A 20,445-nucleotide genomic window follows, 5' to 3' on the forward strand; every position below is an offset into this window, starting at 1 on the left:
TTTCTCTTTCGCCAGCCCCCTTGGACTGCGTCCAAGGCTAAGTTGTGTGGTACCGTTGGCACATGAGCTATGGATTGCTCCCATAAAAATCTACGTAGACCCCTAAGATTTAGGTTTCCCTGCATTTTTGTTCTCTGTGGTGGGACGATTCAAGTTAAGCCCCTAACACAAAGTATTAGCGGCCCTTACGCACGGCCTTTCATCCCCCCGGCCTAGGAATCAGGGGTTGAGTTCGATTCGATAATAGGCGGCATCGGCATCCAGCGCCTCCACGGTCGCGGTGGTTTCGTTCGAAGCCGCGGTTGCCGGAATGTTGGATGCGGCAACCTGCCAGTTTTCAACGGCATCCTGCAGGTTGGTGCCCGAGAGAATGTTGAAGGTGGTGCCCGGAGCGGAGGGCCAGGAGAGGCTGAAAGACGTGAGCCCCGAAAGCGCCATTTCGGCAACGAACGCCTGCGCCGCATCGCGCGGGTCGAGATTCAGGCGCAGCTCGGTATAATCGTCGCTTCCGTCGCCGTCGGTATCCGAAGCATCGGCGCTCGTTTCCGTTGCACTCACCAAGCCGTCGGCGTCGAGATCTTCGAGCACGTCAGCAAGTCCGTCGCCGTCGGAATCGACCAGGTCGCGGCCATCCACACTGAAATCAATGACGAACGGATCGTCTACCAGCGGGCGGGCCGGCTTTGAGACCAGCCCCGGATTGAGGGTCGGCCAGAGCGGGCCGAAATCCCCCCAGGATGCATCGAGCTCCCGTGCCATGGCGCGGGCCATTTGCAAGGTTTTTTCCGGCATGGAGGAAACCAGGTTGTCGGACTCATCCGGATCGTCGGCCAAATTATAGAGTTCGAACGGGGTACTCATTTCCGGGTAGTCCTCGTTCGAAACCCCTTGCGCCGCATTATCATCGATGTGGTAGCGGTAGAGGATTTTCCAGTCGCCATCGCGGAAGCAGGTGAAATAGTTGCTGCGGTGCTCGTGCGGCATGTGGCGCAGGACCTTCTGGGGGCGGTGCGTACCGGCCTCGGCGCGCAGATAGGGCGTCAGGTCGTAGCCGTCCATGTTTGGAACGGCCGCGCCCACCGCCGATAGAATGGTCGGCGCGATGTCCTCGACCGTGACGATGTCGTGCTCGACGCCGCCGGCCGGAATCGACAGAACCTGCTGGAAGCTGTTGCCGGCATCAGGCGCAGCCCACGCCACCAACAGCGGAACCCGGATGCCGCCTTCGTAGGTGGATCCTTTTTTGCCGCGCATGGGATAATCATCGAACGCGGTGCCGTTGGGCCAATATTCATCGGACAAGGCGGGTGAATCGCTGCCGTTGTCGCCGAGGAAAATGATCAGCGTGTTTTCCGCAACCCCCTGCTCCTCCAGCTTGGCCACAATCGCCCCGAGCGAATTATCGACACTCTCCACCATGGTTGCGAATTTTGCATGGCTGTCGTTGTATGCCCCGCTGTAATCGTTGGTGGCGTCCGTGGCGTAGTAGAATCCGCTGTGGACATCCTGCCAGGAAATGTAACCGAAGAAGGGTTCGCCCAGGGCCACGGCATCCTCGATCATCACCTCGGCCTTCGGCGTCAGGACCGTCGACTTGTACAAGGCGCAATCGATTACATCGAATCCGATTTCGTCGGGCTCCTGAACATGGCTCAAGTGATCCTTCCCCACCATGAACGTGTGATACCCGGCGTCCTTCAGGAGCTGCGGCAAGGCAACATCCTCCGTTCCGTTCATGCCCATGCCGAGATAGCGCCAGTGGTTCGGCCCGCGATGGCTCGTTATGGCAAACGAGGCGTTGTCGATGGTTTCATAGACATTGAGATGGTGGGTCACGCCGTGGCGCGGGGAGTTGTATCCCGTCATCAGGCTCACGCGGGTCGGGCTGCACATGGGCATGGCATAGGCCTGTGTAAACTTCATGCCGTTGGCCGCGAGCGTTTCCATGTGGGGGGTGTGGTAAAAATCGTTGAACGCCGTCTGCAGCGGTGTTCCCGCATCGGTATAGGCATCATACGCATAGAGCAGCGAGCTGTCCATCGGGCCATAGTCGTCCACCAGCATCAGCAGGATATTGGGCCGGTTCGCGGCCAGATTGAAACGCCAGACTTCCGAAACGGAGTCCGTCCCGCGCGATGCCGTCAGCGTATAAATTGAAGCGGCGTCGACCACCAGGTTCGTCTGCCCCACCGAAGGCACCAAGCCGATATCCGGAACAATCGACACGGTGTCCGCACCGGACACCACCCAGGAGAGCGTCACCGGTGTGCCGTTGGTTTCCACCACATGGGTGTTCGCCGAAAAACCATGAATCACGGGCGGCAGTTCGCCAACGGTCACCGTTACGGAATCCTGAACGGATCCGGCACTGGCGTTGGATGCGGAGAGCGTGTAGGTGGTCGTCGCCGTTGGGTAGACGCGGACCTGCCCCGTTCCGTTGGTGGTGAGCGATGTGACATCGCCGACCCCTTGGTCGATGGAAACCGAGTCGGCATTGTATGCGAGCCAGCTCAAGGTGACCTCGGAACCGGCCGTGACCCATGTTTCGTCGGAATTCAAAGCGGCATACAAGCTTCCGCCGCCGGTGATGATCTGCAGCCCGCTGATGCCGCCGCGCCCGCCATCGGGGGAACTGACCGCGAGCGTAAAGCTATCGGCCGTCAGTCCCTCAAAAACCGTGTAATTGGAGTAGTCGTCGCCGGTATTCGCGTTGTCGCTAATCACATAGGTTCCATCGAACGTCACCCCGTCGTCTTCGGTGAGCGCGGTCACGGCACTGCCGCCACCGGGAGTCAGCTCGAAGATCGAAGTCCGGGTATCGCCAGCGGTTCGCTTATCGGTGTCGGAGTAGACGACCACCCGGTATCCGTTCGCAGTAAAGTTGCTGCTGATGCCGGTGACCTGCAGCACGGCGGCATCGGATGTGCCCAGCGCGAGGTAGGAGTTGAACAGGTCGTCGTCGTTGCCGGGCAACCCCAACTCGTCGGCCCCGGAAGCGGAGCTGGCGCAATAGCCGACAAAACGGGAGCTGCTCACAGACGGCGCGATGGTGGCTGCACCCGCATCGCCGGAATCGTCGGCCAGCACGGTGGGGCTGAAGAGGGTTCCACTGGTTGCTCCGGCACTCCCGACGGCGATATTGTTCCAGTTGGTGGTGGCATAGGCCCCCGCCCCGGCGGACTCCGAACCCGTCAGCTCGTGGTCGGCCTGCGCATCGGCATCGTCGGAGACATGGAAGTTGATGCTGATCCTTCGAGCCGATGCGGAAGCCGGCGTGTAGCCCAGCACCGAGTCGTCCCAGAATCCGTTCCCGCCGTCGATCCCCGTCTTGGTGTATACGCCGAAGAAGGGATCCGTCCCGACGACGGGACTGCCCTCGGCCACCGTCCAGGCGAAGGTCCAGGTGGTCCACGCGTCGGTGGCGGGATCCGGCCCGGAGGGAGGCATGTAGGTCACGCCGGAAAGCCCGTTGAACTCCGTTAGCATGTTGTTCTTGGAGGTTTCCGCATCGCTGCCGGGGGCTGTCGCAAAAAAGCCGGCAACCGATCCGCCATCCGTGTTCGTGCCCGATGAAATATCGTTGAGGCCGGAAAAGCCGGCGCCATCCCCGTTGTTTCCGATCGTGGCCGTGAAGGTATAGATGCCCGGCTGAATCGTGTCCGGCAGGGTGGTTCCCGCGAGATCGGAATAGGTCCAATAGAGCATGCCGTCGCGATTGGCCGTATTGGCGACGCCCCAGAGCGTCCCGCATAGCGCATCCAATCCGTTTTTCGAGGCATTAAAGGCGCCGGATTCGACCTGCGTTCCGCTTTCGCCGGTGCCATTGCCGATGGCGACCGTGACGTCCGCGGCTTGTACCGAACCTGCCAGCAGCAGAGCCGCTCCGAAAATCCAAATCAACACTTCATTCGTTCTCATTATCCACCTTTTTCAATCCGAAACGTCCAACAGACCAAAATATCCTGTTTGCTTTTTATTTTAACCACCCATGTCGGAAATGTGCCAACGGCACTACACAATCTAGCATGGGGCAAAGCCCCATGTTTCCCGGCCCCACACCACCAACTGCCCTGACGGGGCAGCACAATAGGCTCGTTGTGTTGCCCCGTCAGGGCAAATAAGGCTTTTCCCACACGCCCTTGGGCGTTGCCCAAGGCTAAACTGTGTTGCGCTTTCAGCGCATTTGCATTCGAAACCAAGAAGTATCCCCTTGCTCCAAAAAACCGCCCGGCTGGGCGGCTTTGATCTTCCAATAGTTGGAAAGATAAGATCTAAAGCGGCGACGGATAAACCTTCGGGGAGGCATGGCCTCCCCGAATTTGCTAGTGAACCCTGTTATTCGCTGAGCTTGTAGAACAGCTGGGATTCGTCTCCGACGGTGATGGTAATCGGCGATGTACCCGAGTCCATTACACCCCAGTTCGGATACACGAGATCTTCATTGGTCAGCACGTTGAAGGATCCGCCGCCTTCCCACGACAGGACCACTTCACCCGAAACCATTTCGAGCCCGAAGTTTTCAATGACCACGGCCGGATTGGCGATAATCTGGAAGCCATTAATGGCCCCGCGTCCACCGGCGCCATCGGCATAAAGCTCCAGGGTGAAGCCGCTGGCCGTCAGGTTTGTGAACACGACATAGTTTGAATAATCCGTGCCGTCCTCCGAACTGTCCGCCTCGATGTAGGTTCCGGAGAACGTATTGGTCACTGGAGTGGCAGGATCGAAATCGTCTTCCGTAAACTTCGTAAACACATTGGTTACGCCTTCGGGAGACAAAGCGAATATGGACTGACGGTTCACGGTACTGGGGGGGCGCTTGTCGGAATCGGAGTAGACGATCACGCTATACCCGTTGCCGGTATAGGCCGCCCCCAACCCGCTGACCACCAAGGCTGCGGCATCGGCCGGGGAACCGTCGCCGCTGGGTCCATTCAACGCCAGGTAGGAGTTGAACAGGTCGTCGTGGTTGGTGCCCGGCAGGTTGAGTTCCTCATCGGCCGAGGCGGCATTGGCGCAATAGCCAACGAACCAGGTGCTGCTGTTCGTCGAAGGTGCAAGCGTGGCCGCCCCTGCGGTTCCGTTGTTGTCCACCAGCTCGGTGGAGGGGAAGATGACTCCCGCCGTATTGTGCGCGGCGCCACTGCCCACATCGATATTGTTCCAGCCCGTGTCGCTATTCAGGCCGGCGGTTTCCGCGCCCGTCAGCTGGTGCTCGTCCATATCGGCATCATCCCCGACATGGAAATTCACACTGATGGTTGCCGTTCCTGAAACGGTGACCTCATTAACCGTAATCGAAATGGAAGCAGGATCACTGTCCGCAAAACCATCGTTAACCGTGAACGTAAAGCCGTCCGCCCCGGTATAGCCGGGCGTCGGGGTGTAGGTCAGCTCCGGTGCCGTACCGCTCAGCGTGCCGTTGGCCGGGGCCGTCACGCTATACGTCAGGTTGCTGGGTCCGTTGTCCGGATCAACTGCCGATAGTGTAATGGCGATATTCGTGTTGGCATACATGACATAGCCTTCCCCGGATGCAACAGGAACCTGGTTCGTCACGGTAATCGCTACCGTGGCCGGATCGCTGTCCAACTCCCCGTCGTTGACGGTGAAGGTAAAGCTATCGACGCCCTGATAACCGTTTGCCGGTGTGTAGGTCAGGTTCGGTGCCGTACCGGTCAGTGCGCCGACCAGTCCGGCCGAATCCACGCTATACGTCAGATTGCTACCCTCAAAATCCGCGCCGACCAACGTGATGTTAGTCGTGGTATTGGGGAAGATGGATATATCCTGTCCCTCGGCGACGGGCGGCACATTCACCCCGGCAACCGGGGTGTAGGCCAGGGTGGAATCATCCCAAAATCCGTTTCCACCCGCTATCACGGTGTCACCGATCTTGGTGTACACGCCGAAATACGGGTCGGTCCCGATGACCGGGCTGCCTTCATCAACCGCCCAGGTGAACGTCCATGTGGTGTACGCATCCGTCGCGGGCTCCGCCTCGGCCGGGGGCGTGTAGGTCACGCCGGAGACCGCATTGAACTCCGTATACATGTTGTTCTTGGAGTCGTTCGCGGCATTTTGGGCTACGGCTCCGGTCCCGGTTCCGGCACCCGTTAGCGTCGTGAAGAAACCGGCGACACACCCCCGGTTCGTGTTGATACCGGTGCTGAGGTCGTTCAGGCCGGCAAAGCCTCCATTGTCCCCGTTATTCCCGATGCGGGCGGAAAGCGTATAGGTCCCCGCCTGAATCGTTGGCGGCAGCGTGGTTCCGGCGATCGTCGAATAGGGAACGTGGAGCATGCCGGCGACGGTCGTACTATTGGCGACGCCCCATTGCTTGCCAGCTTCGGCATCCAGACCGTTCTTGGTCGTCGTGTAGGCCCCCGCCCCGACCTGTGTGCCCACCTCCCCGGGATCGTTTCCGAGGGGCACGTTAACGGAAGCGGCCGTGGCCGAGCCTGCCGCCAGTGCGAATATTGCTACGATTGAACCTATGCGTTTCATCTCCATTTTCCATCTCCTTATTTTGTTTTGGTCTTCCCCTCGTTCTCCATGGTTGCCCGCCAAGTAGCTCGGCGACACCTGATTCCACGGAATGACAAAGTTTGACACGGCACCGAAAATGCGTCCATACCCTGAAAAGGGTATATTCCACAACTTTCCACTCTTTGTGAGAGTGTCATGGCAACGAATGGTGCGGGTGAGGAAAGCAACACCTGCCATCTCCACCCTTGACATCCGCACACCCATCCCCCTTAAAATGACCCACTATGACTGAATCTGAAAAGCCTACGCCCCCCACCCGCATCTGCCTCATCGAAGATCACGCCGATTTTCGCGAGGCGTTGCGCGAAGCCCTTGAATCGACGGACCGCTTCGAAATCTGCGCCACCCTTTCCAACGCGGAGGACGCCTTGGAATACCTGAAGGATTCGGCGGCGCCCGATGTGCTCATTCTAGACCTGGGCCTGCCGGGCATGGACGGGATCGATGCCATCCCGCTCATCCGCAAGGCCGCCCCCGGCACGACCGTCCTGGTGCTTACCGTGTTCGACAACAAGGCCCGGGTCTTCCAGGCGCTGGGTGCAGGGGCATCGGGCTACCTGATCAAATCCGACGGGCTGCAGGCGATTGTGCAGGGCATCGTGGATGCCTGCCACGGCATCTCGCCGCTCAGCGCGGAAATTGCGAAGATGGTTTTCGACACGTTTTCGAGCTTCAAGCCGGCCTCGCCCGAAATCGAACTTTCGGAACGCGAAGCCGAAGTCCTCAAGCAGCTCGCCGATGGCTTGAGCCGCCAGGAGGTGGCCGACGTGCTGTTCGTGAGCAAGCACACCGTGAGCACGCACATCCGGAACATCTATGAAAAACTGCAGGTCCACAATGTTTCGGGCGCCATCAGCAAGGCCTCTTCCATGGGAATCATCTGATGCGGTTTCCCCGCACAGCATCTAACATCGAACACGGGAGCGCGGCATTCCGAAACAAAAGCCTGCACTATTCGATCGTTCTCATGCTGGCCGCGTCCGCGCAGGCGGACACGCTGGAGCAGAACCTTGCCCGGGGCTTCGTTAAGGGCTACAAGCAGAACGAAGCGCGGCTGGTCGCCATCGACGAGGAGCTTCATTCCCTGCCCCAACCCTATCTGCGGGAACCCACCGGAACCGGCGGGTTCCTTACCCACGAACAAAAATCCTCTACCAGCGAGGTGGTTCTGGCGTTTAGCTGGGAAAAACCGGTTGAGCTCGATGCCGTCGCCCTATTCCCCCTGCGCCTGTTCATGGACGAGGTCTACGGCGAAAACCTGTACTGGCCGGAGTCCATCACGATCGAGGCGGAAATCGACGGCCGGCAAAACCTCATTGCCCAGGGAACCGGAGGGCAGCCCCTCATCCGCCAGTCCCTTCCGGAGCTCATCGAATTCGCCCCGGTCTCCACCCGCAGGTTGACCATCCGCTGCACCGACCTTCCGCAACATCCCCATGAAAAATGGCATGCCGCCGGGTTCGCCGAAATCTGCATCTTTTCGGGGGCCAACAACGTGGCCCCGCAGGCGAGTTGCAAGGCCTCGCACAGCCGGCAAGGCTACCATGTCCTGGCGCAGGAATTCCTGACCGATGCCCAAACCCCGCTGGGGCTCCCCGAATTAAGCAGCCACTCCAAAACCCATCCGTTCATCAAGAAGTTCGGATTCGGGCACAAGATTGTACCCGGATCCTATAAACTGACCTGCACCTACCCCCGGGAAATCCTGATCGACGCCGTACGGATCGACCCGGCCATCGAGCACTCCTACGGACAAAGCTTCCCGGTGCGCTTTACCATCGACCTGCTCGACGCCCAGGGGCAAGTCGTTCAATCGGACACCACCTACGAAACCTTCCCGATGCGCAAACCTGGCCTGAACCCTCATTTTTCCCGGTTCCCCGAGACAAAGGCCCAGGCGGTGCGGCTGACCGTCTACGAAGCATCGCAACCCATCCCCGAGGCCGCGCCGGCCATCGCGTTCAGCGAAATCTCGGCACAGCACAAGGGGGTGGAATCGGAACGCGCAACCCTCTTCGAAGAACGGTATCGCGGAAAAACGATCCGCCTCGTGACGGAAGACCCGACGGACACGAAGGCCAAACTGGCACTTTCTCCCGCCAACGACGGGCTGACGCACTCGGGACAGGTTCTTCCGCTGCGTCAGTGGATCGAAGGACTCGTCCGCCGCCAGCAGCTGATGGAAGAGCAGATGATCCTGCGGCAGCAACAGGGAAAAACCGTGTCGGATATCGCCAAAACGCTCATCTATGGAAGCCTCACCCTGCTGCTGCTGGTGATCGGAAGCGCGGCATTTCTCATCGTTCGCAACCGCATCCGCATGCGCGGGGAAATCCGATCCACCCGGGCAAGAATCGCCAGCGACCTGCACGACGACGTCGGCAGCAACCTCGGCACCATCATCCTTCATGTCGAAAAACTGGAGGAACAGATTAACACGGCCCCGGAACGGAAACGGCTGAAAGCCATCTACCGGCTCACCCGCGAAAGCGTCTTCGGCCTGAGGGAGGTGCTCAGCACCACGGCACCGGAAGTCGGACGCACGCAGAACCTCGTCGCCTACATGGATGAACTCGCGGGCCTCGTCCTGGGAAAAACCGACTACACCTTCGCGTCCGGCCCCGCCATCGGCGAAGCCCTGCTGGAGCAAACGTTGCGCAAGGGCATCCTGCTCTTCTACAAGGAAGCGCTCTACAACGCCAAACGGCACTCGGCGTGCAGCCAGGTCGAGATTTCCATTCGGCTCCGCGACGGGAACATTATTCTCCGGATCAAGGACAACGGCAAAGGCATCGACCAAGACGCGCTGAAGCAGCCCCGCACCCTGCGCACGCTCAAGCAGCGCGCCGACTGGCTCCATGCCCACCTGGAAATCGAATCAGCCCCCGGCGCCGGAACCCAGCTCATCCTCTCCATTCCCCAGGAATAACCCCCGTCGGCTCAATCCAGACCTCCGTCCTTATAGCGAATAATACTGCTCCCAGCCCTTGCGCGGCGGCGCACCCACCAACAGTTCGTTGGCGATGCGGCTATTGGTGAACCGGTTGGCCTGGCGGTCGAACTCCAACGTGCCGCCCAGCCGCTGCGAGATGCAGCCCAGCGAAAGCAGCTGCGAGAGGAGGCCCGAAACCGCGAACGGCGTACGCGTCTCCTCCTGCCCTTTGCAGGCCAGGATGAAGTTTTCGAAATGGTCGGAGTTTTTCCCGAAGTCGCGCGGCAGGGCCCCTTGCTTCAACAGTTCACGCATCTTTTCATAGGGAATGATCTGCAGTGGATGCTCGTGGGCCGTCCCATGGAAAACATGTTCCTTGGAATAGATAAACTTGCCGGGCGTATTCCGGTCCAGCTCCTTGCCGCCCCACTCTTCCGGCAGCGGCGGCAGGTTTTCCTGCCCGTCGTACCAGTCGATATCCATGGCCGGCATATCGCCGCGCGCCGGGAACTGGAAGTTGATGGTCGAAGCCATCGGATAGATGAAGTTGTTTTGCCCTTCGAGGGTCTTGGCCGTCAGGCTTTCCGGCAAACCCAGGTTCAGGAAGCGCTGCATGGTGTCGAGCATGTGCGCGCCCCAGTCGCCGAAGCACCCCGTTCCGAAATCATACCAGCCGCGCCAGTTGCCGTAGTGCAGATCCTTGCTGAACTCGTGGTGTTCCGCCGTGCCGAGCCAGACATCCCAGTCCATGGTTTCGGGCACCTTCTCCCCGGTGCGGAATGCGTTCACAGCGCCCCACGGATGCCAGCGGCGCCATTTGTTCATATAGGCATCCACATGGGTGACATCCTTGATGATGCCCGCTTCCGTCCAGGCCTTGAACTGGAAATAGTTTGCACCGGAATGGCCATAGTTGCCCATCTGGGTGGCCACGCCATGGCGTTCGGCGGCAGCCATCATCAGTGCGATTTCATTGAAGGTGCGCGCGAGCGGTTTTTCGCAATAGACATGCTTGCCCAGCGCCATGGCCGCCATGGTGATCGGGAAATGGGAATGGTCGGGGGTACAGACCACGACGGCATCGATCTCGTTGCCCATTTTATCGAACATGACCCGGAAATCCTTGAACCGGGGCACGCCGGGGAATTCAGCCTCGGTCTTGGCCGTCCATTTGCTACCCATATCCACATCGCAAAGCGCCACCATGTTCACATCATCGATCTGCCTGAACGACCCGCTCAAGCTCTCGCCGCGGCCGCCCAGCCCGATGAACGCCAGGTTCACCTTTTCGTTCGCACCCACGAAGCTGGCCGTCTTTTTGGTGGCGCAGCCGGGAAGCAGTGCCATGGAAGTACCCGCCATCCCAATCTTGGAAAACTGTCTTCTTGAAACCTTCATGGTTGATTCTCCTATTCCTACTTGTTTTCACATGGAGCCCGGGCAGACGGCGTCTGCCCCTCCACATCAATCCGTCCCCACCGGCACCTGCCCGGTCGGTTCAATTTCATCGCGCATCAACTCGCCGGCCTTACCGGCCACCTTCAGGTAAAAATCGGAGGGCAACCCTTCCATGTCCAGGAACTTGCCCCCGTTCCCGGTTGGAGGGTTATCGGTGCATTTGAAGATGGCGGTGGCTTCATCCACCTCATCGAACATCGCGATGTAGAGCATGTCCGCGCCCGCCTGCTTGTTCGCCACCACCTGCTCCCAGAGAAACTGCCCCTTGAGCCGCGGAATATGGGCAATCGGTGTTTCCCCGTTTTGGAGGTTGTGCCAGCTGAACCCCGGGAAGACGACCGGCATGTAGTCCGTACCGTGTTGCTTCGCCCAGGCGATATCCTTGCTCCAATAGTGCTTGGCGTGGTGCGCCACGCCCGGCAGATCCCTAAAGCGCCCTACGCTCCACGGGCTGATCACATCGGCTTCCAGCAACATTTCATGGAGCTCCCCGCGCGGGGAGGCATCGCGATCCTGCGCCCGCCAACCGGTCGCGGTTCCCAGCATCACACTGCATCCGTCGGCCTTCAATTTCCGGATCAGTGTCCGGCATTCATCGAAGTCCGGCCGCCGCTTGATCTGCCCATTGAACCCAACGCCCCAGACCGCCACCAGCGGTTTACCGTTGTGGTGCTGATAGGCGGGATCTTCGGTAATACGCATCTTGTCACGCAGCAGGCGCCAGTCGTCGAACACCTTAACGATGTCTTCGTCCGGAATCCCGGTGAGGTCATACATCACCACATAGGTGCGCCCATAGCGGTTCGCCCCCTCGCGCGCGCTCGAGAGCACCTTGTCCTTATGGTAGCGCACGTCGCCCTCCTTGATGCCATTGGCGAACCGCTGGACAAACGCGCCATCGATCCCATAGTCGCGCATCCATTTGAAATGGCGCAACACGGTTTGGCGGTTATGCGAACTGAAGACCTTCGCCACGGAACCATCTTCATGCCTGAAGCCGGTATCGTACAGCTCGTCTTCGCCATACTCCGAAACATCGGGCCATGCATCCACCGTAACTTCGCCGGGCTTGAAGCCCCTGCGCCCCCAATGCACCCAGCCGAGTTTCGCCCCATCGCCCGGGCAGTTGAACCAGCCCTGGTAGCCGGTCATCACCTTGCCGCTCAGCGTACTCGGATCGGCACCGCGAACCGAGGCTCCGTCGTAGGGCTTCAACACCTCCTCCCTCGGTTCGGCAAAAGTCCCCGCCACCATGAAGCCGGCCAGCATAACGATTGTTTTAATCGACATTGTACTTCCTGTTAAAAACCTATTTCCCCGAGGCCTGGGTTTCTTTCATGCCTGGAACCGACGTTACCGCATTGATCTTCGAATTAAACGTTTTTTCAGCAACATATTGGACACGCCCCGCCCATCCTTCTTTGTCTTGAATTCAGTGCGTTGCAAGCTTCTCGGGATACGCAGGTTGGGATTCGTGTATGTAGTGTATTTTGTGGTTCATTACCGTTTTAGGTTTAGCGGTTGCGGGCCGACGTCCCGTGTAGTCCATGAAAACCGCTCTGCACCTAGAGTTATTTTTGGAGAGGGGCATAAGAAAACCCCCGCCAGCGTTAACTGAACGGGGGTTTAAAATGGTGGCTGTGAGTGGACTTGAACCACCGACAAGCGGATTATGATTCCGCTGCTCTGCCGACTGAGCTACACAGCCTTTTGTTAAAAAGGAGTGCAGAAGATAGTTAAACCCCACCGTCTTGGCAAGGCCAATTCTTCATCTTTTTTCACCTTCCGATTCCCGCTTCATCCCCCTCCTCCACAGGCCTGTGGAAGCGCGTCGGAAGCGGATAAAAATGTGAAAAAATGGTGGGCGTTGACGGGCTCGAACCGCCGACCCCCTCGGTGTAAACGAGGTGCTCTAGCCAACTGAGCTAAACGCCCATTTCCTCAAAGGAGCGCACATAGTACCCATTCCCTTTTTCGAGTCAAGTGGTGAAAAACAAAAAAGATCCCACCCCATGCGACCCTGCGCCCCGGCATGAACGGCATGCCTAGGCGAGGACGTCCTTCAAGGCATCGAGCGTGAACTGGTTTTGTTCCGGCGTTCCAATGGTGATGCGGATGAAGTCGCCAAGGCCATAGGGATCCATCGGGCGCACAATGACCTTGCGCTTCTGCAGCTCCAGGAACACCTCGCGTCCGTTGCCGGTCTTGACGAGGATGAAATTGGCGCCGGACGGAACGGTTTCAACCCCGATCTTCGGCAGCTCTTCCTCAAAGAACTTCAGTCCCTGGAAAACCATTTCGCGGGTTTCAACAATATGGGGTATGTCGTCGAGCGCGGCCATGGCGGCGGCCTGCGCCATCAGATTGGCATTGAAGGGTTGGCGCACCTTGTTAAGCAGGTTGATGAGTTCGGGGTGGGCAACGGCATAGCCGATGCGCAGACCGGCCAGGCCATAGGCCTTGGAGAAGGTCCGCAGTACGAGCACGTTTTTCTTGCCGGCACGGATATGCTTGAGCACGTCGGGCTTCATGTCGTCGGGCATGACTTCGAAATAGGCTTCGTCGAAAACGGCAACCACGTGGTCGGGCAGTTTTTCAATGAAGGCGTCGATGGCGTCGGGGGCCACCATGGTGCCGGTCGGGTTGTTGGGATTGCAGATGCAAACCAAACGCGTTTCGGGGGTGATGGCCGCGAGCATGGCATCGAGGTCGTGCACGTGTTCCGGCATGGGAACACGGATGGTTTCGCCCTGGTACATGGCGTTGGCGAGGAAATAGACCGCAAAGGCCTCCGCCCCCATCACCAGGTTTTTGCCCTGCTCCATGAAGACGTGGCAGAGGAATACGATCAGCTCGTTGCTGCCGCATCCGAACAGCAGGTTTTCCGGTGCGACGCCGAGGTTGCCGGCGAGCTTTTGCTTCAGGTAGAAAGCCCCTCCGTCGGGATAGCGATGCATTTCGGGAATGGCTTCCTGCATCGCTTCGATGGCCATCGGCGATGGCCCCAGTTCGTTTTCGTTCGATGCCACCTTGACGATTTCCGCGATGTCGTCGAAGCCGAGTTCGCGCGCCACTTCTTCAATCGGCTTGCCGGGTTCGTACACCCGCAGATCCGAAATCCATTCCTTTGCCTTCATCCCACAATCTCCTGCTAATGTTGAAAACGCGCATCGTAGCATTCCGCCAAGCCGGAGCAATCCCGTTTCTTCGGAATACATCAGGAATTTTGCCGATTGCGAATGAATTGGTGGAGGTTTGGCCATGCGCATCCATGGCGTTCCGTCCGTTTTCCCCACACCGGCATCGTGAACAAATAATTCACAATTACGCATTGGCAACCCGCATTTTTTCGCGCTAACATATCGCATTCGTCGAAAAAGCAGCAACACAGGGGGATGCATATGTTAGGGATAGAAGATGGATGGGTGGCACTCGCCTACCTACTCTGCATAATCAGCGCACTGTTCTGCCTCGTTTGGGGCATCATCAAATGGAACAAGGATGATCCGGAAACCGAGTCCGAGGAGGAGATCCGCCATTGGGCGGAAGAGGAAGACCGGGTTGAGGAAGAACTGTAGAGCATTAAGAACGCAGATTTAAGAATGAAGAACACTCCTGCCGACACCCGCTCATCCAGGCCATCTGCACACCCTTCTTCATCCTGAAATCTGAATTCTTCATTAAAGGAGAAACCACATGTCTATTTGGATGATTATCATTGTCGTTGCATATCTATGCATTATCGCCTACCTCGGATTCCGGGGTTTCAAAAGCACCAAATCCGCCACCGACTACATGCTGGGCGGGCGCAAGGTCCACCCCTATGTGATGGCCATGTCGTACGGGGCAACCTTCATCAGCACCTCGGCCATTGTCGGCTTCGGCGGGGCGGCCGGAGTCTTCGGCATGGGGTTGCTCTGGCTCACCTTCATGAACATCTTCATCGGCATCTTCATTGCCTTCTGGGTGTTCGGCGGGCGAACCCGCAAAATGGGCCTTCGGCTCGATGCCCACACCTTCCCGGAATTGTTGGGCAGAAGGTTCCAATCCAAATTCATCCAAGGGGCTTCCGCGGTGATCATCTTTCTGTTCATACCGCTGTATGCTTCGGCGGTGCTGACCGGCGCGGTCAAATACATCTCATCGCAACTGGGCATCGACTACAACGCCGCATTGCTCATGTTCTCCGTCATCATTGCCCTCTATGTGATCATGGGCGGAATCAAAGGCGTCATGTATACCGACGCCCTGCAAGGCACCATCATGCTGCTGGGCATGACCGCCCTGCTCATCCTGACCTACAACAAACTGGGCGGTTTGAGCGGTGCGCACCAGGCGTTGACCGACCTGACCCCCGAAGTTCCCGCCAGCTTGCAAAAGGGTGGGCACCAGGGCTGGACCAGCATGCCCAAGTTTGGCTCGCCGCTGTCGTGGACCTTGGTCAGCACCATCATCATGGGCGTCGGCATCGGCGTGCTGGCCCAACCGCAGCTGGCCGTACGCTACATGACGGTGAAAAGCGGCAAAGAGCTCAACCGCGCCATCCCGATCGGCGGTGTTTTTATCATGATGATGACCGGTGTGGCCTTCATCGTCGGCGCCCTATCCAATGTACATTTCCACCAAACCATCGGCAAAGTCTCCATCGTTGCGGCAAAGGGCGATGTTGAGGCGATCATCCCCATGTACCTGCAAAGCGCGTTGCCGGAATGGTTCAGCATCCTCTTCATGCTCACACTCATCTCTGCGGCCATGAGCACGCTCAGCAGCCAGTTCCATGTGATGGGCACCTCGCTCGGACGCGACCTGGTTGAGGAATCCTTGGGCAAAAAGAAAGGGGGCGGCGGCATGCTTGCCACACGGATCGGTGTGCTTGGCGGCATTCTGATCTCGGTCTACCTCAGCTACATCATGGAGTTGAAATTCGGCAAAACCGGAACAGCCATCGTGGCGCGCGGTACCGCGATCTTCTTCGGACTTTGCGCCTGCGCCTTCCTGCCCATGTATGTCGGGGCCCTTTGGAGCCGCGCCATCACCAAGGCCGGCGCCATTGCCGGCCTGCTGGGCGGATCGCTCTCCAGCCTGTTCTGGATCTTTTTTGTGGAGCAGAAAGCCGCGACCGCGCTGCTACTCTGCAACAAACTGTTCGGAACCCGGTCGCTGGCCATATCCATGGTGGATGGCAAGGAGGTCTTCGCAACATCCGGGCCCGTGGTATGGGCCTTTGTCGATCCACTGATCATCGGCCTGCCCATTGCGATCGTGGTTACCGTGGCCGTATCGCTCTTCACTAAGAAAATGTCGGATGCACACCTGGATAAGTGCATGGGAACCAAATAACAACATAGGGGTTGCAAATGAAAATGAGATACACCGCAATACTACTGGCCACCGCATTCGCATGCGGCACAACCATGGCAAAAGAATCGGCAGAGGAAACTCCGTCCGCCGTGGCGACCGTTTCGGCCGAGGAGATCCAAAAGGAAAGCCAATTCAAATGGGGTGGTGACTTCCGCTTCCGCACGGTCTACATGAACCATATACCAAACGAAACCGGAGCGGACAGCGGCGAGCGCAGCTTCCAACGCTACCGCACCCGCGTTTGGGGCGAATACCACCAAAGCGACAATCTGTTTGTCAAAGGACGCCTTCTTAACGAATTCCGCACCGTCCAGAAACCCGATGGAAACAACCCATGGTCTGCCATGGATGAAACCATCATCGACACCCTGTTCGTCGATTATCAGCAAGACCTGTTCGGGGTTAGGATCGGCCGCCAGGACATGATCTACGGCACGGGCAAGGTCATCCTCGACGGCACTCCACTTGACGGCTCGCGCACGATCTACTTCGATGCCGCCAAGGCCACCTACAAAGGAATCGAGGACACCACCGTGGATGTCTTCGGCATGTATACCCGCGCCAAGAACCAGCTTGCGCTTCACTCCCAGGATCGCAACCTGGTCGGTCTCGACCCCGCATATGACGGTGCGGAAGCGGGTGGCGGCGTTTATGTAAAAAACAATGCCGCCGAACAGCTTCCCTGGGAAACGTACTGGGTCACCAAGACCAAAGAACAGCACCTGACCGACCACTTCCACACCGTCGGCGGGCGCCTGATGCCGAAGTTTGGCGACCACCTCAGCGGCAACCTTGAAGTGGCCTACCAATCCAACAAAGACAATTCCGCTTACATGGTCGATGCGTTGCTCGACTGGCAGATGGCTGAAAGAATCAAGCTCGGACTTGGCTATTACCATCTCTCCGCAGATTGGAATCCGATGTTTGCGCGCTGGCCACAGTATTCCGAACTATACGTTTATTCGTTCACACCCACCACGGCAGGAGGCGACGGCATCGGCTATTGGTCGAACGCCAGCATGCCGCATGTTGATCTATCAATCAGTCCGATTGAAAAGCTTAAGTGCGACCTGTTGCTCGGTTATATGTTTGCTCCGGGAAAGAGCGGCCCCGGAGACGGCCGCGAGCGCGGATGGCTCTTTACCTGGTGGAACAAATACACCCTGATGGAAAACCTGCTTAGCGATAAGGACAAACTGTTTGGACACGTCCTGATTGAACTCTTCGAACCCGGCGACTTCTATACCGAAGCACAGCAGGAAAACCTTGCGAGCTTTGTGCGCTTTGAACTGAGCTACTCATTCTAAGGCAAATCCATCGCAAATTGAAAAGCACCCGTCGCTGCGGGTGCTTTTTCATTGCTGGAGGGCGACGCTCCGTCGGAGCCCTCCGGATGTTATTCGCCGTCGGGTAGCGGGGCGCTGGTTTTGTAGACGGTGGCGTTGTAGACCGCGATCTGATCGCCGACCGAGTTCGTTACCTTGATGCGGTAATGCGCGAGGCGCCGGCTGGCGGAAACTTCCTTGGCTTTGGCAATCAACGTATCGCCGAGCTGCGTGGCGTGGAACACCTGGATGTTGCCATTGGTCAGCAGCGCCACATTGCCATAGGAATTCGAAGCCGCCGCAAGCGCTATGTCGGCCAGCGCAAAAATGGACGCGCCGTGGGCGACGCCCGCCGCGTTGAGATGCTGCTTCTCGATCTTCAGCTCGGCATAGGCGCGCCCTTCGCTGACCTCGGTCAAATTAACACCCAACAAGTTGCCCAGCTGGTCGTTCTCGCGAATCAGCTTCTTAATCTTTTCAGCACTCATGGCAAAACCTCCGGTTTGGAAACTCTAATTCCCAAGCACTAAATCCGAAACAAACCCCAAACTTCAATGGCCAAATGCTTTAAACCTTGGCTTTTTCAAAATTCGTAATTGTTTCGGATTCCGATATTCGTGCTTAGGATTTCTTTTTAGTCCGCGCCTTCGCCGCGGCCCAAAAGGAACGCTTGTTCATTCACGTCCACCAGGCGCTCGGGGAACTGCGCACGGATGGCGTCCATCCACTGCTCCACGGTAAAGTCCATGTGCTTGCTCAACGCACCAAGCAGCGCCACGTTCAACGTCCGTTTGTTGCTCAGCTTATCGGCATCGAAATCGGACGGTTTCACAAGAATCCCACCGGCCTTCATGTGGTGTTTGTTGACGTCGATCTGGTCATCGCCGAGTACAACTAAATAGTCGGCCGCGCCGACGGGAATCATCGGGCTGAGCACCTTTTCGCCGTAGCGCAGGTCGGAGGTAATCGCCCCGCCGCGCTGGCTCATGCCGTGCACTTCGGCCTTTTTCACGTCGTTGCCCAGATCGAACACGACACGCCCCAGGATATCGGTGCAGGTCAGGATCCCCTGCCCGCCCAGCCCGGCAAATTTTACGTTTGTTACATTGCTCATAATAAAATCCTTTCGTATTACGTATTTCGTACTGCGTATTGCGGCTCTTCCACCAGAGGATCAGTGGAATACGTAATACGCAGTACGTAGTACTATCTCACCTTTTCGCCGCGTTCGAATTTGGCATCGCGCACGATGGCGAGGATGCAGGGGCGGCGGGCAATGACGATGGTGAGGTCGTTCGAGGCCATGGCATCCTTCATCGTCTGCTCGAATTGTTCCATCTCGCGCGACGGATCGAGAATCACCACGCGATCGACGCCCATGGCCTCGCAGGTGGCTTCGAGCGAAACCGTCTTTTCGGTTGGATGATGGTCGAGCTTCTTGCCGGTTCCCGGATGCTCCTGCAGCCCGGTCATGGCCGTGGTGCCGTTGTCGAGGATGACGATCACATGGCCATACTTCGGGCGGTTGTAGACCATTTCCGCAACGCCGGTCAGCCCGCTATGCATGAAGGTGCCGTCGCCGATCACACTGACGACCTTGCGGGCCTGCTCTTCGGGCAGGACGTGGCGCATGCCGAGGCCAATGCCGATGGAGCCGCCCATGCAGATGCAGGTATCCATGGTCTCGAACGGCGGCAACACGCTGAGGGTGTAGCAGCCGATGTCGCCAGTGATGGTGCATCCGATATTCTTCAGCAGCTGGAAGCTGGCGCGGTGCGGACAGCCATCGCACAGTTGCGGCGGCTTGCCTTTCGGCGGGGCGGCCTCTTCGGAATCGTCGCCGTCGATGATCCGCTTGACGCGGACGACGTCCAACTCGCCGTAGCGGTAGCGCTCCATGCGCGGGCGCACCTTGCCGCCGGCCGCCTGAACCTCGGTCTGGATGAAGGGGTCGCCCTCTTCCACAATGATGCAGTCGTCGACCGAATCGATGAATTCAAGAATGGCCTTCATCGGCAGCGGATAGACCATGCCGAGCTTCATGACCTTCGCATCCGGCGCGGCTTCCTGCGCGTGCAACGCGGAGACGCCGTTTGCAATGATGCCGAGCGAGGAATGGCCTCCGAACATTTTGTTCGGGCCTTCCGAACAGTTCCACGCCTCCATTTCGGCCAGCTTGGCGCGCAGCTTCTTGTGCGCAGGGCGGGCATAGGCCGGAATCATGACGCGCTCCTTGATGTCGCGGACATAGTTGGCTTGGGGAACGTCGGTCGAGCTGCCGGGCACCACGATGGTCTTGGAATGGCAAACCCGCGTGCATAGACGCAGCATGACCGGCTGGTTCCATCTTTCGGAAATCTCGAAGGCGAGCTTGGTCATTTCGTAGGCTTCCTGCGAGTCGGCGGGTTCAAGCATCGGGACGCCGGCGGCGCGCGCATAGTTGCGCGAATCCTGCTCGTTCTGCGAGGAGGCCATGCCGGGGTCGTCGGCCACGGCCAAGACCATGCCGCCGGTCACGCCGGTGTAGGCCACCGTGAAGAGCGGATCGGCCGCAACATTCACACCCACGTGTTTCATGGTCACCAGCGTGCGGGTGCCGGCGAAGGCCACGCCGATACCGACTTCCAGCGCCACCTTTTCGTTGGGCGACCACTGGGCGCGGCAGCCCTCCAGCTTCGAATAGTTTTCCAGGATTTCGGTCGAGGGCGTACCGGGATACCCGACGCCCAGCGCGCAACCGGCGTGCATGGCGCCCAGCGCCACGGCCTCGTTGCCGCTCATCAGTTTTCGTTCACTGCTCATGTCTCTCTCCGTTTACAA

The 20,445-nt window shown here is 58.5% G+C and carries 13 protein-coding genes and 2 tRNA genes; 5 read left to right on the top strand and 10 right to left on the bottom strand.

Annotation, left to right across the window (positions count from 1 at the left end; genetic code table 11):
• Positions 1-219: 219 nt before the first annotated feature.
• The gene (locus E9954_RS08795) at positions 220-3,918 is read right to left on the bottom strand and encodes a sulfatase-like hydrolase/transferase (protein ID WP_136078812.1); all 3,699 of its coding nucleotides are present in this window, start codon (positions 3,916-3,918) and stop codon (positions 220-222) included.
• A gap of 417 nt (positions 3,919-4,335) precedes the next feature.
• A complete protein-coding gene (locus tag E9954_RS08800; protein ID WP_136078813.1) occupies positions 4,336-6,513 on the bottom strand; it encodes an Ig-like domain-containing protein in 2,178 nt (725 codons plus the stop codon).
• 260 nt (positions 6,514-6,773) lie between these two features.
• Here E9954_RS08800 and E9954_RS08805 point away from each other — a divergent pair, with 260 nt between their 5' ends.
• Entirely contained in the window at positions 6,774-7,433 is a 660-nt protein-coding gene (locus E9954_RS08805; RefSeq protein ID WP_136078814.1) for a response regulator, read from the top strand.
• The gene (locus E9954_RS08810) at positions 7,433-9,478 is read left to right on the top strand and encodes a sensor histidine kinase (protein ID WP_136078815.1); all 2,046 of its coding nucleotides are present in this window, start codon (positions 7,433-7,435) and stop codon (positions 9,476-9,478) included. Before E9954_RS08805 ends, E9954_RS08810 begins: the two co-directional genes overlap by 1 nt.
• A gap of 30 nt (positions 9,479-9,508) precedes the next feature.
• On the opposite strand, the gene E9954_RS08815 is transcribed toward E9954_RS08810, so the two are convergent.
• The 5 genes from E9954_RS08815 to hisC form a co-directional block, all read right to left on the bottom strand.
• Positions 9,509-10,879, bottom strand: a complete 1,371-nt coding sequence (locus E9954_RS08815; protein WP_136078816.1) for a Gfo/Idh/MocA family protein — start codon at positions 10,877-10,879, stop codon at positions 9,509-9,511.
• Positions 10,880-10,945: 66 nt separating this feature from the next.
• Entirely contained in the window at positions 10,946-12,229 is a 1,284-nt protein-coding gene (locus E9954_RS08820; RefSeq protein WP_136078817.1) for a glycoside hydrolase family 71/99-like protein, read from the bottom strand.
• A 342-nt stretch (positions 12,230-12,571) separates the two neighbouring features.
• Positions 12,572-12,647 (bottom strand) — tRNA-Met (locus tag E9954_RS08825).
• A gap of 150 nt (positions 12,648-12,797) precedes the next feature.
• Positions 12,798-12,874: transfer RNA gene (locus E9954_RS08830), tRNA-Val, on the bottom strand.
• Positions 12,875-12,984: 110 nt separating this feature from the next.
• Positions 12,985-14,076: a histidinol-phosphate transaminase gene (hisC, locus tag E9954_RS08835; protein WP_136078818.1), complete on the bottom strand. Its 1,092-nt coding sequence runs from the start codon at positions 14,074-14,076 to the stop codon at positions 12,985-12,987.
• A gap of 264 nt (positions 14,077-14,340) precedes the next feature.
• On the opposite strand from hisC, the gene E9954_RS32390 reads away from it, so the two are divergent.
• The 3 genes from E9954_RS32390 (at position 14,341) to E9954_RS08845 (ending at position 17,607) form a co-directional block, all read left to right on the top strand.
• Positions 14,341-14,517, top strand: coding sequence for a symporter small accessory protein (locus E9954_RS32390; RefSeq protein ID WP_168442103.1), 177 nt, complete (start codon positions 14,341-14,343; stop codon positions 14,515-14,517).
• A 118-nt stretch (positions 14,518-14,635) separates the two neighbouring features.
• Positions 14,636-16,279 carry a sodium:solute symporter family protein gene (locus E9954_RS08840; protein WP_136078819.1) on the top strand — a complete coding sequence of 548 codons (1,644 nt, stop codon included), beginning with the start codon at positions 14,636-14,638 and terminating at the stop codon, positions 16,277-16,279.
• Positions 16,280-16,296: 17 nt separating this feature from the next.
• Positions 16,297-17,607, top strand: a complete 1,311-nt coding sequence (locus E9954_RS08845; RefSeq protein ID WP_136078820.1) for a hypothetical protein — start codon at positions 16,297-16,299, stop codon at positions 17,605-17,607.
• Positions 17,608-17,696: 89 nt separating this feature from the next.
• Here E9954_RS08845 and E9954_RS08850 read toward each other — a convergent pair whose 3' ends face one another.
• From E9954_RS08850 to E9954_RS08860, 3 genes are all read right to left on the bottom strand, one after another.
• Positions 17,697-18,113, bottom strand: a complete 417-nt coding sequence (locus E9954_RS08850; RefSeq protein WP_136078821.1) for a hotdog fold thioesterase — start codon at positions 18,111-18,113, stop codon at positions 17,697-17,699.
• A 146-nt stretch (positions 18,114-18,259) separates the two neighbouring features.
• Positions 18,260-18,739, bottom strand: coding sequence for a 2-oxoacid:acceptor oxidoreductase family protein (locus tag E9954_RS08855; protein WP_136078822.1), 480 nt, complete (start codon positions 18,737-18,739; stop codon positions 18,260-18,262).
• Between the two features lie 92 nt (positions 18,740-18,831).
• Positions 18,832-20,427: a thiamine pyrophosphate-dependent enzyme gene (locus tag E9954_RS08860; RefSeq protein ID WP_136078823.1), complete on the bottom strand. Its 1,596-nt coding sequence runs from the start codon at positions 20,425-20,427 to the stop codon at positions 18,832-18,834.
• Between the last annotated feature and the right edge of the window lie 18 nt (positions 20,428-20,445).

It is taken from the genome of Pontiella desulfatans (genome assembly GCF_900890425.1).
In the GTDB taxonomy this organism is placed as follows: Bacteria; Verrucomicrobiota; Kiritimatiellia; order Kiritimatiellales; family Pontiellaceae; genus Pontiella; species Pontiella desulfatans.